Origin of the sequence: Microcystis sp. LE19-84.1B (assembly GCF_027531875.1) — a bacterium.
GTDB classification, from domain to species: Bacteria; Cyanobacteriota; Cyanobacteriia; order Cyanobacteriales; family Microcystaceae; genus Microcystis; species Microcystis panniformis.
Genome location: NZ_JAPZSR010000418.1, coordinates 1 through 17,368 on the forward strand (window position 1 = coordinate 1; position 17,368 = coordinate 17,368).

20 protein-coding genes and 1 pseudogene are annotated in these 17,368 nt (G+C 41.7%); 11 read left to right on the plus strand and 10 right to left on the minus strand.

Features of this window, described 5'->3' with window-relative positions:
- Nucleotides 1-465: 465 nt before the first annotated feature.
- A complete protein-coding gene (locus tag O9324_RS23340) occupies nt 466-858 on the minus strand; it encodes a hypothetical protein (protein WP_288141446.1) in 393 nt (130 codons plus the stop codon).
- Nucleotides 859-1,086: 228 nt separating this feature from the next.
- On the opposite strand from O9324_RS23340, the gene O9324_RS23345 reads away from it, so the two are divergent.
- A complete protein-coding gene (locus O9324_RS23345) occupies nt 1,087-1,767 on the plus strand; it encodes a hypothetical protein (RefSeq protein ID WP_288141447.1) in 681 nt (226 codons plus the stop codon).
- Between the two features lie 104 nt (nt 1,768-1,871).
- Here the strand turns inward: O9324_RS23345 and O9324_RS23350 are convergent, their stop codons facing one another.
- From O9324_RS23350 to O9324_RS27600, 3 genes are all read right to left on the minus strand, one after another.
- Nucleotides 1,872-2,309 carry a pentapeptide repeat-containing protein gene (locus O9324_RS23350; RefSeq protein ID WP_002771275.1) on the minus strand — a complete coding sequence of 146 codons (438 nt, stop codon included), beginning with the start codon at nt 2,307-2,309 and terminating at the stop codon, nt 1,872-1,874.
- Between the two features lie 114 nt (nt 2,310-2,423).
- Complete coding sequence (locus tag O9324_RS23355) at nt 2,424-3,896, minus strand: BCD family MFS transporter (protein ID WP_287630484.1); 1,473 nt, start codon at nt 3,894-3,896, stop codon at nt 2,424-2,426.
- 70 nt (nt 3,897-3,966) lie between these two features.
- Nucleotides 3,967-4,131, minus strand: coding sequence for a DUF4351 domain-containing protein (locus O9324_RS27600; protein ID WP_425589520.1), 165 nt, complete (start codon nt 4,129-4,131; stop codon nt 3,967-3,969).
- Nucleotides 4,132-4,408: 277 nt separating this feature from the next.
- Here O9324_RS27600 and O9324_RS23365 point away from each other — a divergent pair, with 277 nt between their 5' ends.
- Entirely contained in the window at nt 4,409-4,594 is a 186-nt protein-coding gene (locus O9324_RS23365; protein ID WP_287630483.1) for a hypothetical protein, read from the plus strand.
- A 183-nt stretch (nt 4,595-4,777) separates the two neighbouring features.
- On the opposite strand, the gene O9324_RS23370 is transcribed toward O9324_RS23365, so the two are convergent.
- Complete coding sequence (locus tag O9324_RS23370) at nt 4,778-5,755, minus strand: glycosyltransferase (RefSeq protein WP_193960186.1); 978 nt, start codon at nt 5,753-5,755, stop codon at nt 4,778-4,780.
- A 270-nt stretch (nt 5,756-6,025) separates the two neighbouring features.
- On the opposite strand from O9324_RS23370, the gene O9324_RS23375 reads away from it, so the two are divergent.
- Nucleotides 6,026-6,217: a DUF2949 domain-containing protein gene (locus tag O9324_RS23375; RefSeq protein ID WP_002758191.1), complete on the plus strand. Its 192-nt coding sequence runs from the start codon at nt 6,026-6,028 to the stop codon at nt 6,215-6,217.
- Between the two features lie 289 nt (nt 6,218-6,506).
- Here O9324_RS23375 and O9324_RS23380 read toward each other — a convergent pair whose 3' ends face one another.
- The 3 genes from O9324_RS23380 to O9324_RS23390 form a co-directional block, all read right to left on the minus strand.
- A complete protein-coding gene (locus tag O9324_RS23380; RefSeq protein ID WP_288141448.1) occupies nt 6,507-6,965 on the minus strand; it encodes a nitrate reductase associated protein in 459 nt (152 codons plus the stop codon).
- Between the two features lie 68 nt (nt 6,966-7,033).
- On the minus strand, nt 7,034-7,879 hold the full coding sequence (locus tag O9324_RS23385) for a prephenate/arogenate dehydrogenase (RefSeq protein ID WP_287630481.1): 846 nt from the start codon (nt 7,877-7,879) through the stop codon (nt 7,034-7,036).
- A gap of 5 nt (nt 7,880-7,884) precedes the next feature.
- Entirely contained in the window at nt 7,885-8,247 is a 363-nt protein-coding gene (locus O9324_RS23390) for a cupin domain-containing protein (RefSeq protein ID WP_002788376.1), read from the minus strand.
- A 104-nt stretch (nt 8,248-8,351) separates the two neighbouring features.
- On the opposite strand from O9324_RS23390, the gene O9324_RS23395 reads away from it, so the two are divergent.
- Nucleotides 8,352-8,804, plus strand: coding sequence for an SRPBCC family protein (locus tag O9324_RS23395; RefSeq protein ID WP_002771258.1), 453 nt, complete (start codon nt 8,352-8,354; stop codon nt 8,802-8,804).
- A 353-nt stretch (nt 8,805-9,157) separates the two neighbouring features.
- Here O9324_RS23395 and O9324_RS23400 read toward each other — a convergent pair whose 3' ends face one another.
- Nucleotides 9,158-9,691, minus strand: coding sequence for a hypothetical protein (locus tag O9324_RS23400; RefSeq protein WP_288141449.1), 534 nt, complete (start codon nt 9,689-9,691; stop codon nt 9,158-9,160).
- Nucleotides 9,688-10,584, minus strand: a complete 897-nt coding sequence (locus O9324_RS23405) for a hypothetical protein (protein ID WP_288141450.1) — start codon at nt 10,582-10,584, stop codon at nt 9,688-9,690. The genes O9324_RS23400 and O9324_RS23405 overlap by 4 nt, the downstream gene beginning before the upstream one ends.
- A gap of 343 nt (nt 10,585-10,927) precedes the next feature.
- Here O9324_RS23405 and rfbF point away from each other — a divergent pair, with 343 nt between their 5' ends.
- The 7 genes and pseudogenes from rfbF to O9324_RS23440 form a co-directional block, all read left to right on the plus strand.
- Nucleotides 10,928-11,758: a glucose-1-phosphate cytidylyltransferase gene (rfbF, locus tag O9324_RS23410; RefSeq protein WP_288141451.1), complete on the plus strand. Its 831-nt coding sequence runs from the start codon at nt 10,928-10,930 to the stop codon at nt 11,756-11,758.
- The gene (locus O9324_RS23415) at nt 11,752-12,024 is read left to right on the plus strand and encodes a GDP-mannose 4,6-dehydratase (protein ID WP_223211869.1); all 273 of its coding nucleotides are present in this window, start codon (nt 11,752-11,754) and stop codon (nt 12,022-12,024) included. Before rfbF ends, O9324_RS23415 begins: the two co-directional genes overlap by 7 nt.
- Nucleotides 12,025-12,126: 102 nt before the next feature.
- The gene (locus O9324_RS23420) at nt 12,127-13,407 is read left to right on the plus strand and encodes a hypothetical protein (protein ID WP_288141452.1); all 1,281 of its coding nucleotides are present in this window, start codon (nt 12,127-12,129) and stop codon (nt 13,405-13,407) included.
- Between the two features lie 422 nt (nt 13,408-13,829).
- Nucleotides 13,830-14,948, plus strand: a complete 1,119-nt coding sequence (gene rfbG, locus O9324_RS23425) for a CDP-glucose 4,6-dehydratase (RefSeq protein WP_353851740.1) — start codon at nt 13,830-13,832, stop codon at nt 14,946-14,948.
- Between the two features lie 74 nt (nt 14,949-15,022).
- Entirely contained in the window at nt 15,023-16,360 is a 1,338-nt protein-coding gene (gene rfbH / locus O9324_RS23430) for a lipopolysaccharide biosynthesis protein RfbH (RefSeq protein WP_288141454.1), read from the plus strand.
- 61 nt (nt 16,361-16,421) lie between these two features.
- The gene (locus O9324_RS23435) at nt 16,422-17,192 is read left to right on the plus strand and encodes a Uma2 family endonuclease (RefSeq protein ID WP_288141455.1); all 771 of its coding nucleotides are present in this window, start codon (nt 16,422-16,424) and stop codon (nt 17,190-17,192) included.
- A 38-nt stretch (nt 17,193-17,230) separates the two neighbouring features.
- A pseudogene (locus tag O9324_RS23440) lies at nt 17,231-17,368 on the plus strand (Uma2 family endonuclease); the annotation flags it as partial.

Sequence of the window (17,368 nt, forward strand, 5' to 3'; positions counted from 1 at the left end):
CTTTCCGAAAGTCCTTGACTTGTTTTAGTTTTTCTATTAAGCTCAACATATCTTTCAAAAGTTGGCGGTCACTTCTCATTTTACCTGATAGTGATCGCTTTTACTTTTGATATTCTGATGGGAGAATGAAACAGCCCTACCTTATCAAGGGGGGCAGGGGGGATCGGCACCCCCCTTGATAAGGGGGGACTAAGGGGGGATCGAACCTAAAATCTATTTTAAATTTAATTATAACCAGCTACTTAGATACTCATGTAGTTATCTGGTATCTTCACATCGAATTATTGCGGCAACCGCCCTATATTTAAACGTTCCCTTAATTAGCCGAGATCGAAAAATTCAATTATCAACGGTTAATACGATCTGGTAGCAACGAACTAATCAAATTCCTATTCCCCGAAGATAATTCGATTCGGTGGGTTAGCGCTACTCGTAACCCAACCTGCGGTTTTTGTCAATATATTTTTACTTTCCGAAACCTTTGTTCGGGCGGTTTTGTTTGGCAATACGGAGGGCTTTTCCGGTTTTGCCATCCTGTAGTGCGATCCGCATCGATCGCTTTTTCTGGTAGGATTGAATATCCGCCGCTAACGGATGAGAGTTGTCGATGCGTAGATGGGTTAAAGAACAGACAAGACTCGTTTGTTTTCCCGATTCGTTTTTTAGGGAACAAATAATTCCCCCCTCGTCTCCCGTGTAGAAAATTTTATTGATCGAAAACTGGTGATCGGGTTTGTATCGCTCGCCTTTTGTTTCGGCTAGTTTTAACGTTTCGGGAGTTGCACGCACAGGGATTGGTAAACTCGCTTCCATTTTCTCAATTAACAAACGAACTTGTCGGGGATCGTCGATGGACATGGTTATTCTCCTTGATAAAATACAAATAACTGGCGATGGAACCCGATCGATCGAGTAGAATAGCAATCGAAAACGCCAATCAGGGACATTTTACCGTGAGCGCTCCGAATTCTCCCCCTCCCGGAACACAGATACTAGGAACCTTCGCCAGTCTTCTCGGTTTGCTGGGGATTTTTCTCTATTTTACGGGATGGATCTATCGGTGGGCCTATTTCGGCTGGTTTAGCCTTGAGATTAACCGTCTGGACTTGCCCTTGCGTTCGTTCCTTCCTTTTTGTGCCGATACAGGTCTTCTGTGGCGATTTCGGGGCGTTGCTGCGAACGTTTCTGGCGCTGGTTGCCGTTGCCTTTGCGATTCAATTTACCCTCTGGATTTTGTCTCCCCTGCCATCCTATTCAATTGTCAGTCAATCTCAACGGAAATTTCATCAAAAATTTCAGTTCCTAAGTTTATTAGTCCGGGGAATTCCCGAATCTCTCCGAAAAGATTTGATCGCTGTTATTTGGCTATTAATTATCCTTTTTTGGTTAGCTCGAATTCAGGGATCGATCGATGCCCGTCGCGATGCAGTTAATGATACTTCTACCTTACCAGTTATCACTCTAGTTTTACCAGAAAAACAGATAGCGATCGGTCGGAATCCAGAGGATGTTTTTACCGATCCTTCTCTCAAAGGTTATCGAATTATTGGTGAGACTAAATTACTCGAAGAGCTGCGGGGAAAAGAAACGAATGATAGTAAAGTTAATCCCCCGCGAGTCTGGCGGTTATTAATCCAAAATAACAATTGGACTTATGTTTTTCGCGGGTTATCCCCCCAGTCGGCAGAAAATGAACGTCCGGCGATTCTAGCCATTCGCGAGGATAAGGAGGGACAATTGTTGATTCTCGCGCCGGATGTCCCATAATCCCGATGAGAGTCAATCGGGGAAATTATCAAAAGCGATCGTTAATAAAAAAAGTCTAAAAGTCTCACCCCACAAGGTTTTTAGATTCATTCAGCCAACCCTATCTAGGGATTGCCACCACCAACAGCGATGCCTGTACCATAAATCTGAGCATTTGTCAAGTTAATTCTCTCCATCGATGCACCCGTCACATCAGCATCATAAATCACGGCGCTGGTGAAATTAACTCCATCGAGATCAGCTTGATTCAAACTGGCATTAGTCAGAAAAACTGCGGTCAAATTTGCGCCTTCTAGGTTGGCACCAGTCAAATCTGCGCCCTCTAAGTTAGCTTCCTCCAGATTAGCTCCTTGTAAATTCGCTTTTCTCAAATCTGCGCCGATTAGATGCGCCCCTCTTAAATCTGCACCGCGGAGATCACAGCCCGGACATTCCCGCGTATTCAATAATTGTTGTACCTGTCGGGGATTTTCCGCACCGACGGGGTTAATCAGCAGTAAGGAAGCTAGGGAACCTAGGGCAATCATTAAAGTCCTTTTCATCGTTTTAGCCTCCTCTTTCGTTTTCTTCTCTACTTTTAGGATAGGAAAAAAGCTGCTGAGCAACTTCCCCCGTTCGGGCTAATTCTCCTGTTATCTCACTTTTTCTTGCTTTTGCTAGTCAATCTCCCCTTTTATTACCGTTGCGATCGCTGCTCGGGCATTTTCCTTAAATTCCTTGACATCGACGCGACTTAATAACCAAACTGCTAGGATCATTCCCAATGCTTGCAGGAGGAAAACTAAGCTATAGGCTAAAACTGGACTAGAAAAGATAACTTTACCGATATTTAAAATCGTACCGCCTAAAACCGTGGCTAATCCCCGGGCGATCGCTTGTGATAATCCCCAAGCGCCGATAAAAGTTCCCGCAGTTTCGGCAGCGGTTAAATCTAACATTAAACTGGTAGCCCCAGCAGTAATCATTCCCGAAGCTAAACCGAAAAAGAGCAAGCTTGATTTTAATAAACTTTGGTTAGCAGAAAATCCAGCAAAAATCAACAGAATAAAACAAATTGTTGCAAAAATACAGCCATATTTAGTGGTTTTTTGTTTACCGACGCGGGGAATGAGCATAAATCCCGTGGCAGCGATACCAAAAAGGGTTCCGGTTCCCCAAAAAGCGTTTAATTGGGTGGTTTGGGCGATACACATCCCAAAAACCTCGCCCCCAAAAGGTTCCATAATTGCATCCTGCATAAATAAACTCAAAGTCATCATCAGCAGAAAAGTGAAAAATAAACCGGTTTGCCGACTAGCGGTGAGAACCTGTAACGCATCCTTGAAGGTAATTTGATCCTCTCTTTGCACAAGAGTGGACCGACTACTAAAACGAGAATATTTTTTTTCTACGCCAAAAGTCGCTAAAATACAGAGAACGAAAACGATAGCGGGCATAATCGCGAACACGGGGTTAATATTCGCCTGTAGCTGCGGAATATTGGCTATAGGGGCTGATTGAGTCGGATCATAGGTCAAAATATTTGTACCGCAGATATTGGGAGTATCCAGCAGACGAGAACTAACGATCGCCCCGACGACGATTCCCACCATCAACATTGACCAAACTATACCAACTAATTGCGATCGATTATCTTCATCGGACACATCCACTAAGAGGGCAGCAAAAGGGGTGGAACTGGCACTTAAAGCGAGTCCGTAGAGGGCGAAAATTAAGGCTAAGAGGGCAATCCAGGCGTAGGAAATGGTATTCCATCCCGAAGTTTGAATACTAAGTCCCAATTGCCAAACTACCTGCAAAGCAATAAAAGCTAAAGCGGTAAAAACTGCCGCTCCAATCCAGACATAACCGCTGCGATGATGACCAAAAATAGTTTTACCGTCGGATCTTTGTCCAAACCAGATGCGTGCTGGACTAACAAACTGGTGCATAGCGATCGCAGCTGCGGCGAGAAAGGGTAAAACTTTTAACTCATCGATCATAATCCGATTGAGAACCCCCAAAGTCAGCAGGGACATAATACCTAGTCCCATCTGAAAGAGTCCTAAGCGAAACATGGTGAAAAGTCCCAGTTTTGGCAGGGGTTTTGGGGATGAGTGAGTAGAATTGGAGATATCGCTGGTAGCCATGGTTAAATCAATACAAAAAAAGCCAGTATTTAAAAATTTAACGCAGGACGAGCAGACATCTTCTAGGGATTTAAGTTTCTGTGTTCAATAACCAAGTGGTCAGAACTGTCAAGCTGGTAAAATCGAGCAGCGCTTCTCCTAAAGTTTCTAATTGTTCTAGGGATAGTTCTTGGATTTGTTGGCTTAAAGTTGAGGATATTTCACCTAAACGACGGTTAAGTAGTTGTAGAATCAAAGCAACCGCTTCTTATTGTCTTCCTTTTTTTTGGATGTCCTGATCAATGACTGATTCGCCCATAATTTCTTCCCTTAATAAGTTTCTGGTGATTTCCCTATTTAATACTAACCCCACCAGAATTGCTGTAGCGGCGGCTAAATTGCTTTTTTCAGTTCTCCCCTTGATATTAAGTAGGTGGGTGGAATTAAATATAAGATGAACGTAGGTTGGGTTGAAGCATGAAACCCAACGCCCGATTATGTTACGCTACCGCTAACCCATCCTACAAATAATTGTGCCTCCCTACTTATCAATTTTTCTGGCTACTTTGGCCAAGATTTTCCTATTGTATTATCCATTTTCCTGTAACTGTATGTTCGAGTTAATCGAGATCGCACAAAATGGAGATTTCTATGATCGTATCTTCCCCATTGTCCTCACCGATGCCAAAATCTACAACCCCAAAGACCGACTAAAATAGACTCAATACTGGGAAACCGAAAGTAAAGAACTAGAAGAAACCATGAAACAGGGAGGAATCGCCAACCTGCGAGGAATTATCGACGATCTAAATCTTGGCACCGTGATCCAGAAGTCAAATCGTCAAGTGCTTACTCTGTAATGATTATAATCGATTCGATCTTTGTTTAGCGTTGAAGTTCCCTTAGGAATAAATTGGGTCTTTTTCCAGCAAACCTAGCAATTTTTGCATTTTAATCCAAGCTCTTCTCATTTGCCAGAATTTACTTTTTTCCATGGCGGCTATTTTACTGTCAGCTTTTTGTAATTCCTCGTCTCTTTCTCGATAATCCAATTGGGTTTTTTGCAATTCTTGTTGCAATTCTTGTTCATGAATTTCTAATTGTTTAATTCGTTCTCTAGCCTGTTCTAACTGAGCGAATATATCGACTTTTAAGGTGACTAAAGCAGTAAAAATGGCTTGGATATTTTGGGAGTAAAGTTGGGGATGATTATAAAAAAGTTGGGTGTAGGAATAGATATAGTGTTCTGCGGTCATTGAGCGACTCATAGAATCAGCTTTTTGTCGATAGAAAAATAACAATTCTGGGATACGATAGACTTCTCGACCTAATTCGATCAGAGATAACCAAAAATCGTGATCTTCCCAACCATAAATTAAATTGCTATTATAGCCGCCCACAGTTTCCCAGTCGGATTTCCGAAACAAACCGGAGCAAAATATCATATTATCTACTAATATATCGGGAAATTTATACTCAGGCAGCGGCCAAATTCCTTGTCTATCGCCAAAATATTCCGCTTCGCAATAAACTATACCTAATTGCTCATTACTTTCTAGCAAAGCAACCGCTTTTTCTAGATAGGAATCGGCAATTTTATCATCAGCATCAAGGGGAAGAATATAGGTTCCTTGCGCTTGGGCAATTCCTAGATTTCTCGCTGTGGCAACCCCTTGATTTTCTGTGCGGATGATCCTAGTTTTTGGCTGTTGATAATCTTGTAAAATCTCGATGGTTTCTGGTTCTGTGGAGCCATCATCAATGACGAGGATTTCAAAGCCTTGGTATGTTTGTACCAAAACGGATGCGATCGCATGATCAAGATAGCGACCTTGATTATAGCAAGGAATAATCACGGAAACCTTAGGAACATGACTCATTGAGGGCAATTCTCTCCTACTCGAGCAAAAACTAGGTTATCAATAGCTTATCCCAAAAGTTCCCCTTTCTCGTTTTTCTGACTAAAGAAAGTGTTGATATCCCCACTAGCAATTGCGGGATAGTAGGAGATACTATGAATAAATTCTGAAATTATTCCGATTGTTGGACAAAATCACCCAATTGGGTGATCCCCGTGAGGGAAGCATCTCTTTTTAATAGAGGATAAGTTATTCAATAATCAGATTATTATTACCAATGATCCTTACATCATGGAAGCTCATCAACAAAAACAACTCCGCACTTTCCTCTTGGAAAAATTAGCTATTTCCCCCCGTTCCTTCGATATGGCTGTGCGTCTCTGTGAAGCATCGGTGGGTTCTTTGCCGATGGTTTTATGGCAGTACGGTTTAATCGATTTGTCGCAATTGAATCAAGTTTTTGATTGGATGGAAACTGTATAATTATTTTCCAAGCATATGCTCATTAATTATCATTTTTATTAAGAGAATTGACCAAGTTCCAGAGCAGCGAGTTCCTGCAATTTATTTATTAAGTCCCGTTAAGGTTTGCCCTAGCAGAAAATCTCACCTTTGCTGGGACTAATTAAACCAGCTATCATCCGCTATTTCCCCCCGTTTTAATTCGAGATCGATCTGGTATAAAATACTAATTTCTCGCCTTGATCGCCTTTTTGCTTGTCATGAAAGTAAGGTAGAAACAAACTTAATTAATCTGGCATAAGTCCTTGAGTTAGGCATCGACTATATGGAACTCTTTCAGGGCCGGATAGAAGTTGAGATTTTCGTGACTGGGACGACTGAGTTTAATCAGGGCAAACCGTTGGGATGGTTGCAATTTTTGCCATTGTTCTAAACTAATTTCGATCTGGAATTCTCTAGCTTTTTCTAGGACTGTATCAGGAATCTGGCTATCATCTAGCCAAGCGGGATGGGTATCTATTGCTAGTTCTGCCGGGGGATTGCCAGTTTTTTCAGTGATTAATTTTTGCAGAAAATCTCGATATATTTTGGCTTCTGCTGCCGTTGTACAAGCCATATTAACTAATACCATTCTTTCTGGTTGAGTTAACTGCATCCAATGGGATAATTTTAATTTAACTCCACAGGTATCTAGTTTCATTCTCACGGCCATCGGTATGCAACGTAAGGAGTCAACAAATTCGGATTCAAAGTCAAAAAAGGTGTTCATATTATTGCCTTGGTTTACTGAGGATAAATCTATAACACAGCACTGGGTTATAATTGCTGGGAAAAATGTTATTTTGATTGAAGAAAATTGGCTCGATATTGATGACTAGAAACGAGAATTTCCTCTAGTTCCTGCCATTGTTCTCTTGTAATATAGTCAATAATTTGATCAAGATTTTGCCGATAATTTTTCAAGGATATCAATAAAGCTTGACGATTGTATTTAGCCATCATTAAACCTAATTCGGGATTGCCAGCACCGACGCGACTGGTATCGCGAAAACCAGAACTAGCTAAATTTTCCGCTAATTTGCGAATATTCAGGTCTTGTTCTTTCCCACAAGCTTGGACTAAACTGGTACTAATCATTACCGGCAGATGGGAAATCCATGCCACGGCTCGATCGTGTTCTTCGGGGGAGGAATAATAAATTTGACAGCCTAATTTTTCTACTATTTCAGTTAAGATTTTCACGGCACATTTAGGAGTAGATTCAAGGGGAGTAATCAGATATGGGGCATCGACAAATAAACCCAATTGTGCCGCATTAATTCCCTGTTCGGTTTTCCCAGCCATGGGATGACTACCGACAAAATTCGGCCATAATTGACTACAATTGTCCACAATTGCCCCTTTAACCGATCCCACATCGGTGACAATTGCCTGTTTTTTTAAATAGGGAGTTAATTTTTCCAAAGTTGGCACAATTAAATGTATGGGAGTACAGATAAAGATTAAATCGGCAGTAGCCAATAATTCTAAACTGGTGCTAGATTCATCTACCACTCCTTTTTTTACAGCGATATCACAGGTGGATTGTTGACGGGAAACTCCCAAAACCTTATAACCTTGTGAGCGGAAATCTAACCCCAAGGAACCACCAATTAAACCCAGTCCAATAATGCCAATATTCATTATTTTTACTCAAAGATAATTTCGTCTTCCAGTCGCCAAGCAGGATCGACAATGCACAAGAAAACTAAGGGTTCCTCTCCACAATTATGAATATATTGTTTAGCTAGAGGAGGTATATAAATTGCAGCACCGACAGTCACTAATTGCACTTCCTCATCGATGTGCATTTCCCCTTGTCCTTGCAGAATATAATAAACTTCCGCAGTTTTTAAAGCGTGGGGAGTAGAAGTTTCCCCCACATCTACCTGCGCGTGGGCTAAACTATAACGTAGATTTAACGGCTGTTTATCGGGATGCAATAACTCGCGCAATCGGGTATGATCACCGGCGATGAATTCCTCACATTCGAGCAGTTTTCTGATTAACATAGTACAATTAAACCTCGAAGATTGTTTTTATTTTATCATTGAGTGAAAAGCTAAAGACTAATAGCCGTTATCATAGAAATATTCAGCATCGCCAGAATTAACGAATGACTTGGTTAGAACATAGTGTACAGGTAGAAGTGGACGCGCCGATCGATCTGGTTTGGGAACTCTGGTCAGATTTAGAACAAATGCCCCACTGGATGAAATGGATCGAATCGGTGAAAATTATCGAGGAAGAGCCAGAGCTTTCCCGTTGGAAGTTAGCCAGTGGTGGTCTAGAATTTACTTGGTTGTCACGGATAATGAAAATTGTCCCCCACCAGATTATTCAATGGGAATCCGTGGACGGGTTGCCTAACCGCGGGGCGATTCGTTTTTATGATCGTCATGGTAGGAGTATTGTGCGACTGACAGCAGCCTATGCTATACCCGGTTGGTTAGGAAAATTGATGGATAATCTTTTCCTCGGTCGAGTGGTAGAATCAACCCTGCAAGCTGATCTAGAGCGTTTTCGCCTTTATGCGCTCAATATTGTCAATAATACGCCGCCAAGGTGAGGTAATCATCCGCAGTAAGCTGTTGACTATCTAAAGCACTTGTTAAGAGTCCATGGGAGCAGGCAGAGGGTGGTGAGCATTTGTACTAAAATCAATAACTGGTTTAAATGCAGTACAGCTTATTCCTGACTACCGACAACCGACTCCCAAAAACGAAAACTTCCTAAGAATATCCCCAGCAAATTCCGCTATCATGGTCGAGGTATTTCTACTCGATTTTATAGAGATAGGCTTCTGGGGTTTCAAGAAGGGGAGTCATCGGGCGATCGAGAGGGGGAGTTTTGACGAGGGTAAAAATTGGAAATAAATCGTTCATTTGCATAGCCATTTTAAATTTCGGCTGTATGTAATAACTACCCGATGGGCAGGAATTGGGTAGTTATTAGCTCTCTTTTGGTCATAAAGGTATCGATATAATCATACTGACCATGCTCTTTTCTTTTGCCTTTCTTAGCCGGATCGCAAAGGGTTGAACCAACCGGAATCTGATTGATAATTTCCACTGTATCGGCCACGGATAGGAGTCTTTCGGAACCGTATTTACTAGCAAGATAACGTTGATTGAAATAGAGATTAGTTGCGATAGAATAGCCGATGATAATTGCTAGAACTAGAGCGAGGATCCTGTGGAAAGTCTTAGTCAAGTTTAGATAGGCCAGACTAGCGATCGCCAGAAGAATAGGAGCAAACCAGAGTAAGATTTTACGATGGGAATAAAAATGCTCATCAGGATAATTAGAGGAAGCGTAGATAAAAATTACCCAAGTAATCGCAAAAAAGCCGATCAGTGTTTTATTGCCTCGATATTTTTTGATGACTATGTATAGAGAAATGCCGAAAAAAATAACCGAAACTACGACATTGAAAATCGATATTTTGTCATTCAAAAAAATACTTGATTACCCAGATAAACCGTTTCCCAAATCGCTTTAAATATACGAGTGAACAGATTGCTCGATGGTTCACCGCTCGCCCCCTTCTCCGTGAACGCTCTCAGCAGTCCTTTCGTATTTGCAAATCTCCCAACTATCTCACTGTGCCAATACATAATCAAGGCGAGATTTGCAGAGAGAATCGATAGAAAAGGCAAAAGACATTTAATAGTATTCTTGCGATTTCGATAAACAAACCATAGACAGGCGATAACAGAAGTCGCTGGGATAATTAACATCGTGGTGCTGTGTAAACTCACCAATATAGCGACGGTAATTCCGAAGAATATCCAAGCTATAGCTTGATAGAACAGCGGCTTAGTCGTCTCCATCTGGAACCGATAGAGTAAAGCAAAAACGAGCAGGAAAAAGGGTATTGGGCTAGGACCCCAGGAAAAATTATTAATGAAATAGTCCGCATAAATCGTGCTATACCAAAATCCTGCCAAACTGGACAGGAGAAGACGTTTATCTTGTTCTACATTTTCTAAAAGTCGATAAACAAAGTAGATTAAGAGGGGAATCGATAGAAAAGAAAATAGGCCATTAGTAAGGACTTGAAATTCGGGAACAGTACCGAAAATTGTCAGGGGAAACCCTAAATAAATATAGAGGGGGGGAATTGCGAATCCATATTTCCCCCCACCCCCCGCAAGTCCCAATTGAGGAAAGTTTCCCTTCCACATATCCATCCAAATATAACCAATGGTAATCTGATCGGGATCGGGTCCGATATCGAAAGTAACGTATTCAAAAATACTGACAATCCTCGTGAAAAAGGCAAAGGCGATCGCTAGAATCCCTAAAATCAGTGCCGTTCCTCGGACTTTATTGATTGATTTCCCCATAATTGTCGGTATTTTTATCCTAAAATTGTCTGGTAGCTTCGTGGCCGTATCCCCGAATGTTTATCTTCGCATGGTAGTGCGAATTTCTAGTCCTAGTTGCCGATAAAGATGAAGTATAACCTAATTTGGCATCGCCGGCCGACGACCGACTCCCCAAAAGGAAAACCTCGTACCTCACCATTAAGATAACTGCTAGAAGATTTAAGAGCCTGTTTAGCAATAAACTAGAGACACCCGCTCAACAAAAATTTTTTTAGACAGATACTGCACACAATCGGGTATCCCGTGTTAAACTGCCTCGATAAGATGATGTCACTCTCAAGACCCTTCACTATATAATCTAATGGTAATACAATCGGTCAGTTTAACAGTTAAGGACTATAAGTCTAACATTCCCGTGGCTATCTTGTGTGGTGGCAAAGGAACCCGACTGCGGGAAGAAACCGAATTTCGACCTAAACCGATGATTGCCGTCGGAAATCGGCCAATTATTTGGCATATTATGAAAACTTATGCCCACTATGGCTTAACTGACTTTATGCTCTGTCTAGGGTATAAAGGGGAAATGATTCGGGACTATTTCTTTAGCTATGATTGGAATCAAAGTGATGTCCTCTTAGAGTTAGGCAATAAAAAAGTGACCAAACTCGATAGTGGACATGATGAAGAGGACTGGCGTATTTGGTTAGTTGATACGGGACAGGAAACCATGACGGGAGGCCGTCTTAAACGTCTCACCTCTTATATAGATCAAAGCGGAAGTGAGATCTTTTTGGCCACCTATGGGGATGGGGTTTGTGATGTGAATATTGCGGATCTGTTGGATTTCCATTACTGCCATGGTAAATTAGCCACCTTGACGGCGGTTCGTCCTCCTTCTCGCTTTGGCGAGTTAATCATTGAGGGTAATTTAGTCACTCAATTCCAAGAAAAGCCCCAAACGGCTGAAGGATGGATTAATGGGGGGTATTTTGTCTTAAATCGCAAGGTTTTGGATTTAATTGAGGGAGATGCGACGACTTTTGAGGCACAACCCCTCAGAACCCTAGCCGCCTTAGGAGAACTCGCCGTCTATAAGCATGAAGGGTTTTGGCAGTGCATGGATACTTATCGAGAAATGGAAATGCTCAATCACCTTTATGACACTGGACAAGCTAGATGGAAAATATGGTAAAGAAAGCATTTTGGACTGGCAAAAAGGTCTTTATAACGGGTCATACTGGCTTTAAGGGGTCTTGGCTGGCGTTTTGGTTACTCCATCTGGGAGCAGCGGTAAAAGGCCTCAGTTTAGCTGCCAATACCACCCCCGCTTTATTTGAACAATTAGACTTAGCTAAAAATTTGAGTCACCATCTAGGGGATATTCGAGAAGCTGAGTTAGTGGCTCGTTTAATCGCTTCGTGGCAACCAGATGTAGTCTTTCATTTAGCGGCGCAATGAGCGTCCTATATCGAACTCAAGTCATTGACAGATAGTCAATCCTTTAATAACAGGAGGCACTAAGTGGACATAGTAAATTCAATACATATCCAGATTAAGCAGATGCTCAAAAAGCAATCAAAAATTGATGGCAGATTTTTGGTAGTTGCCGCAGTCTTAGGATATTTTGGGTTATTGTATCTAGCTAACTTTTTTGTTCCCTATCACAGGTTTTGGTGGAGACTTGGGGTTCCTGCGGCTGAAAACCCTTTTATCGATCTTGCCGCCGTATTAGGTGCTTTTGATTGTGATCGATTGACAGGCGAAGTTTCTCTAACGAATAATTCCTGCTTCACTCAAATATCTTATCCTAGTAGTTGGTCTTCATTAACTTGGCTGGGTTTAGAGCAGCGTAATACTATATTTTTAGGAGTTTTATTTGCTTTAATTTTTTATGTGATAACTTTAATCATCATTGGCAGATTAAATTATCAAGAAGCTGTAGTTTATGCCCTAATTTTATGCTCACCACCGGTAATGCTTTTAGTGGAACGCGGCAACGTAGATATTGTTATCTATTCTTGGCTTGGTGTCGGACTGATAATAATTAAGAATAGCCGAGCATTAATTTTTAGGTTGTGTGCCTATTTGTTAATATTTTTTTGGGGAGTTATTAAACTATTTCCCATTTTCGGTCTGGCGGTAATTCTTAAAGAAAAAAGAAATCTATTTCTGTTCTTGGCGGCTATTTTTACCACTGCTTTTATTACTTATTTTCTCGCTAGTATAGGGGAGATTAAAACCATCTCAAGCATTCATGATGGCAGGATTTGGTATAGTTTTGGCTATAAAGTCCTCTTTAGTGCAGTCAAATATATTCTATTAAAGCTTACTAGCGGCGAAACTGATATTAAAAATACGATCATATATATGATGTATATAATTATGATTTTATTTACTATGTCAATCTTAACCAGAGTTTTATTGTCGAAATTTAAAATTTTTAAAGAATGGCTTAGTTCGGATTTTGTCTCAACCGATTCGGACAAATCTTTAGATAAAAGTCGATACATTGATTACTTCCGTCTTGCGGCAGCAATTCATTTAGGAAATTTTCTTGTTATTGGTATGCTTTATGATTACAAATTAACTTTTCTAATCTTTGCCCTTCCTCAAATTTTGGATTGGATTAAGCAAGAAAATCAATTGAGCTTACCTTCCAGTATGGCTTTAGTCGCTATGGTGGCAACCTTTTACGCAAGTCCATTCTTATATCCTTGGTTAGTTGATGAAATGATCAATTGGCTCTTAGCTGCCAATTTATTATACATGGCAATTCTCTCCATGCCTGAATGGCTAAAAAGTTTAGTCCATAAGAAATTATCTGGCAAATTTTCCGTATAAGTACCTAAGCAAAATTAATTACACATATCTAACCCCGCTCTTGCCTCTTGCCTCTTGCCTATCTTCACTAGGAAATTAATTTTGCACGACTACTTAAAAGTTTAACCACAGGCTAATATATAGCAAAACTCAATGAATTGTCAAAGCCCATTAACCAATTGACATTCTCGGTCAAGTTCATGTATAGTAGCTCCCAAAGATTTAGGGTGATGGCTTTAAGCCTTCTCAAAAATTCTTTTCGGCGATTACTGGCAGAAAGCCGTTGAAATTAACTGAAAACCCAGTATAGCGAGTCTATTTGACTTGTGAACAATAATAGCTCCCCTCTCCCCCTGGGATGAGCCTGATGGGTTTTGGCAGTGCATGGATACTTATCGAGAAATGGAAATGCTCAATCACCTTGATGACACTGGACAAGCTAGATGGAAAATATGGTAAAGGAAACATTTTGGACTGGCAAAAAAGTCTTTATCACGGGTCATACTGGCTTTAAGGGGTCTTGGCTGGCGTTTTGGTTACTCCATCTGGGAGCAGCGGTAAAAGGCCTCAGTTTAGCTGCCAATACCACCCCCGCTTTATTTGACCAATTAGACTTAGCTAAAAATTTGAGTCACCATCTAGGGGATATTCGAGAGGCTGAGTTAGTGGCTCGTTTAATCGCTTCGTGGCAACCAGATGTAGTCTTTCATTTAGCGGCACAACCCTTAGTGCGACTTTCTTATCTGGAGTCGGTGGCAACATGGAACACAAATGTCATGGGGACTATTCACGTTTTAGAGGCCCTCAAAAGCCTGACTCATCCCTGTGCCGCCGTGTTTATTACTAGCGATAAGTGCTATGAGAATCGGGAATGGGTCTATGGTTATCGGGAAAATGACCCGCTAGGGGGTTATGATCCCTATAGTTCTAGTAAGGCTGGGGCAGAATTGGCGATCGCATCTTGGCGCAGTTCCTTCTTTAAAACCCCTCAAACCCCCATCGGTATTGCCAGTGCCAGGGCCGGAAATGTCATCGGTGGCGGAGATTGGTCCCTAGATCGGATTGTACCTGATGCTATGCGGGCTTTGATCAAGTCGGAAGCGATTCCGGTGCGGAACCCTCTAGCGACTCGCCCTTGGCAGCACGTTTTAGAGCCTTTAGGGGGCTATTTACGGTTAGCTGAGTCGATTTATGAGCAGTTGATGACGGCTAACTGGCAGCAAGACAGCCGGGGGTTATATGGGGCGTTTAATTTCGGTCCGTCTCTGACTTCTAATCGTCCGGTTAAAGAGTTAGTTGAGTCTATCCTACAACTTTGGCCGGGAACTTGGCTCGATCAAAGTGATCCGAAGGCTGTTCATGAGGCTAAATTGCTTAATCTAGTTACAGATAAGGCTTTCCATACCCTAAAATGGCAACCCGTCTGGGATTTTCGGCAAACCCTCAAGGAAACCGTGACATGGTATTATCAAGCGGCTCAAATGGACTCTGAAGATAAAGCACAATTGCAAGACCTTACTCGCCAACAAATCGAATATTATCAAAGTTGTTTGATCGATTAGCGAACTCAAGGCTGATAATAGTGCAAATTAAGTAATAATTAAGTTCAAATTTCTCCCCTGAAAGAAAATTAACCATGACTCAATCTATTTCTCCCCCCAATACCAATACTGAAGCAGAGCTGCGAGAGCAGGTCTTTCAAGCCGTACAAGAATACTACAAGTACAAATTTCAACCCCGGGCTTTTGTGGCGGGACAAACCTATATCCCGGCATCGGGTAAGGTATTTGATGAGCAAGAATTAGTCAAATTAGTGGATTCTTCCCTAGATTTCTGGTTGACGACGGGCAGATATGCGGCGGAATTTGAGGAACGTTTTGCCCAGTGGATGGGGGTAAAACATTGTTTATTAGTCAACTCGGGTTCTTCAGCGAATTTAGTGGCCTTAAGTGCCTTAACTTCCCCTAAACTAGGGGAAAAACAACTTAAACCGGGGGATGAAGTGATTACCGTCGCCGCCGGTTTCCCGACTACCGTTAATCCCATCTTTCAAAATCAGCTAATTCCCGTCTTTTTAGACGTTAAATTACCCGGTTATGACCTTGATATTGATCAACTGGAATCGGCCTTGTCAGAGAAGACTAAAGCGATTATGATCGCTCATACCTTGGGAAATCCGTTTAATTTAGAAGCGGTGATGGCTTTTGCCGAAAAACATGACCTCTGGGTAGTTGAGGATAACTGTGATGCGGTGGGAAGTCTCTATAAAGGGCAAAAAACCGGCACCTTTGGGCATTTAGCAACGGTTAGCTTTTATCCTGCCCATCACATGACTATGGGAGAAGGGGGTGCGGTTTTAACCAGTGATACCCGCTTGAAAAAGATTGTCGAGTCATTCCGTGACTGGGGGAGAGATTGTTGGTGTCCTCCGGGGGTAGATAATACCTGTAATAAGCGCTTCGGTTGGCAGTTAGGAGATTTACCCTTTGGCTATGACCATAAGTACACCTATTCTCATGTGGGTTATAACCTAAAGATGACGGATATGCAAGCCGCCGTCGGGGTAGCGCAACTGGATAAATTGCCAGGATTTATCAAAAAGCGCCGGGAAAATTTCGACTTTTTGCATCAAAAGTTACAGGAGCTTCAAGATGTTTTAATTCTGCCTGAAGCCAGTCCCGATTCTGAACCGAGTTGGTTCGGGTTTCCGATTTTTGTCAAGGAAAATGCGCCTTTTAGCCGCAATGATTTGGTTAAGCATTTGGAGGAAAAACGCATTGGCACAAGGCTATTATTTGGAGGAAATTTATTGCGACAGCCTCTTTACAAGGGGTTAAATTATCGAGTTATTGGGGATTTAAGCAATGCAGATAAAATCATGAGTAGTGTTTTTTGGCTGGGCATTTATCCCGGATTAACGGAGGAAATGTTAGAATATGTTGTCTTGACGCTAAAAAATTTCTGCCAAGGTTGATTAAAAGAAAACCGACTTTTTTTAAGTATTCTTGGCTTTTCTTAATGACAAAGAGATAAACATGACACCATCCACAATTAATTTGTTCAAAAAACCACCGCCAATCACCTGGGAAAAACTGCCAGATGATTTTATTCTACCTGACGAACCTGTGGACAACAACTTGCAACCCCTATTAGCAGCAGCTTTACGCGAATCCCTAGAATTAGCAGGATTAATTCTGGAATCGATGCTAATTGCTTCTAATTTTGGCTTATGTGCTACCGTTAAAACTCAAACAGTTGTCAAAGCGCCTGACTGGGTTTATATTCCCTCAGTAAAACCGATTCCTAGCGGAACAATTCGGCGCAGTTATACTCCCCATCTTGAAGGAGAAATTCCTACCATCGTCCTAGAGTTTATCTCGGAAACCGAAGGAGGTGAATATTCCATCAACCCTCACTATCCCTATGGAAAATGGTATTTTTACGAGCAAATCTTACAAGTACCTGTCTATGGAATTTTTCAGCCAAAAACAGGAGAATTAGATGTTTATTGTTTAGTGGCAGGAAAGTATGAGCAGCAGTTGCCAGATGAGAATAATCGTTACTGGATAAAAGAACTTAATTTGTTTATCGGTATCTGGCAAGGAACCAAAGCTGAATTTACTACTAATTGGTTGCGCTGGTGGGATAAGTCGGGAAATTTGCTATTTTGGGGAAGTGAGTTAGTGGAGCAAGAAAGGCAACGAGCCGAACAGGAAAAGCAACGGGCTGAGCAGGAAAAGCAACGGGCTGAACGCTTGGCTGCAAAACTGCGATCGCTAGGAGTTGAAGTTGATGATAGTTTATGATAGGAAAGTAGCACCAGTTGTTCACCCCAACTAATCCAATGGCTGAAGAAACCCTGGTAATTGCAGCTAACCCACAAGGGATCAAGCTACCACCGACCCAAGATGAACTACCTTCTGATGATGGTATTCCCATGGAAACCCAGCGACACGGACTGCAAATGCAGTTATTAGTCAGA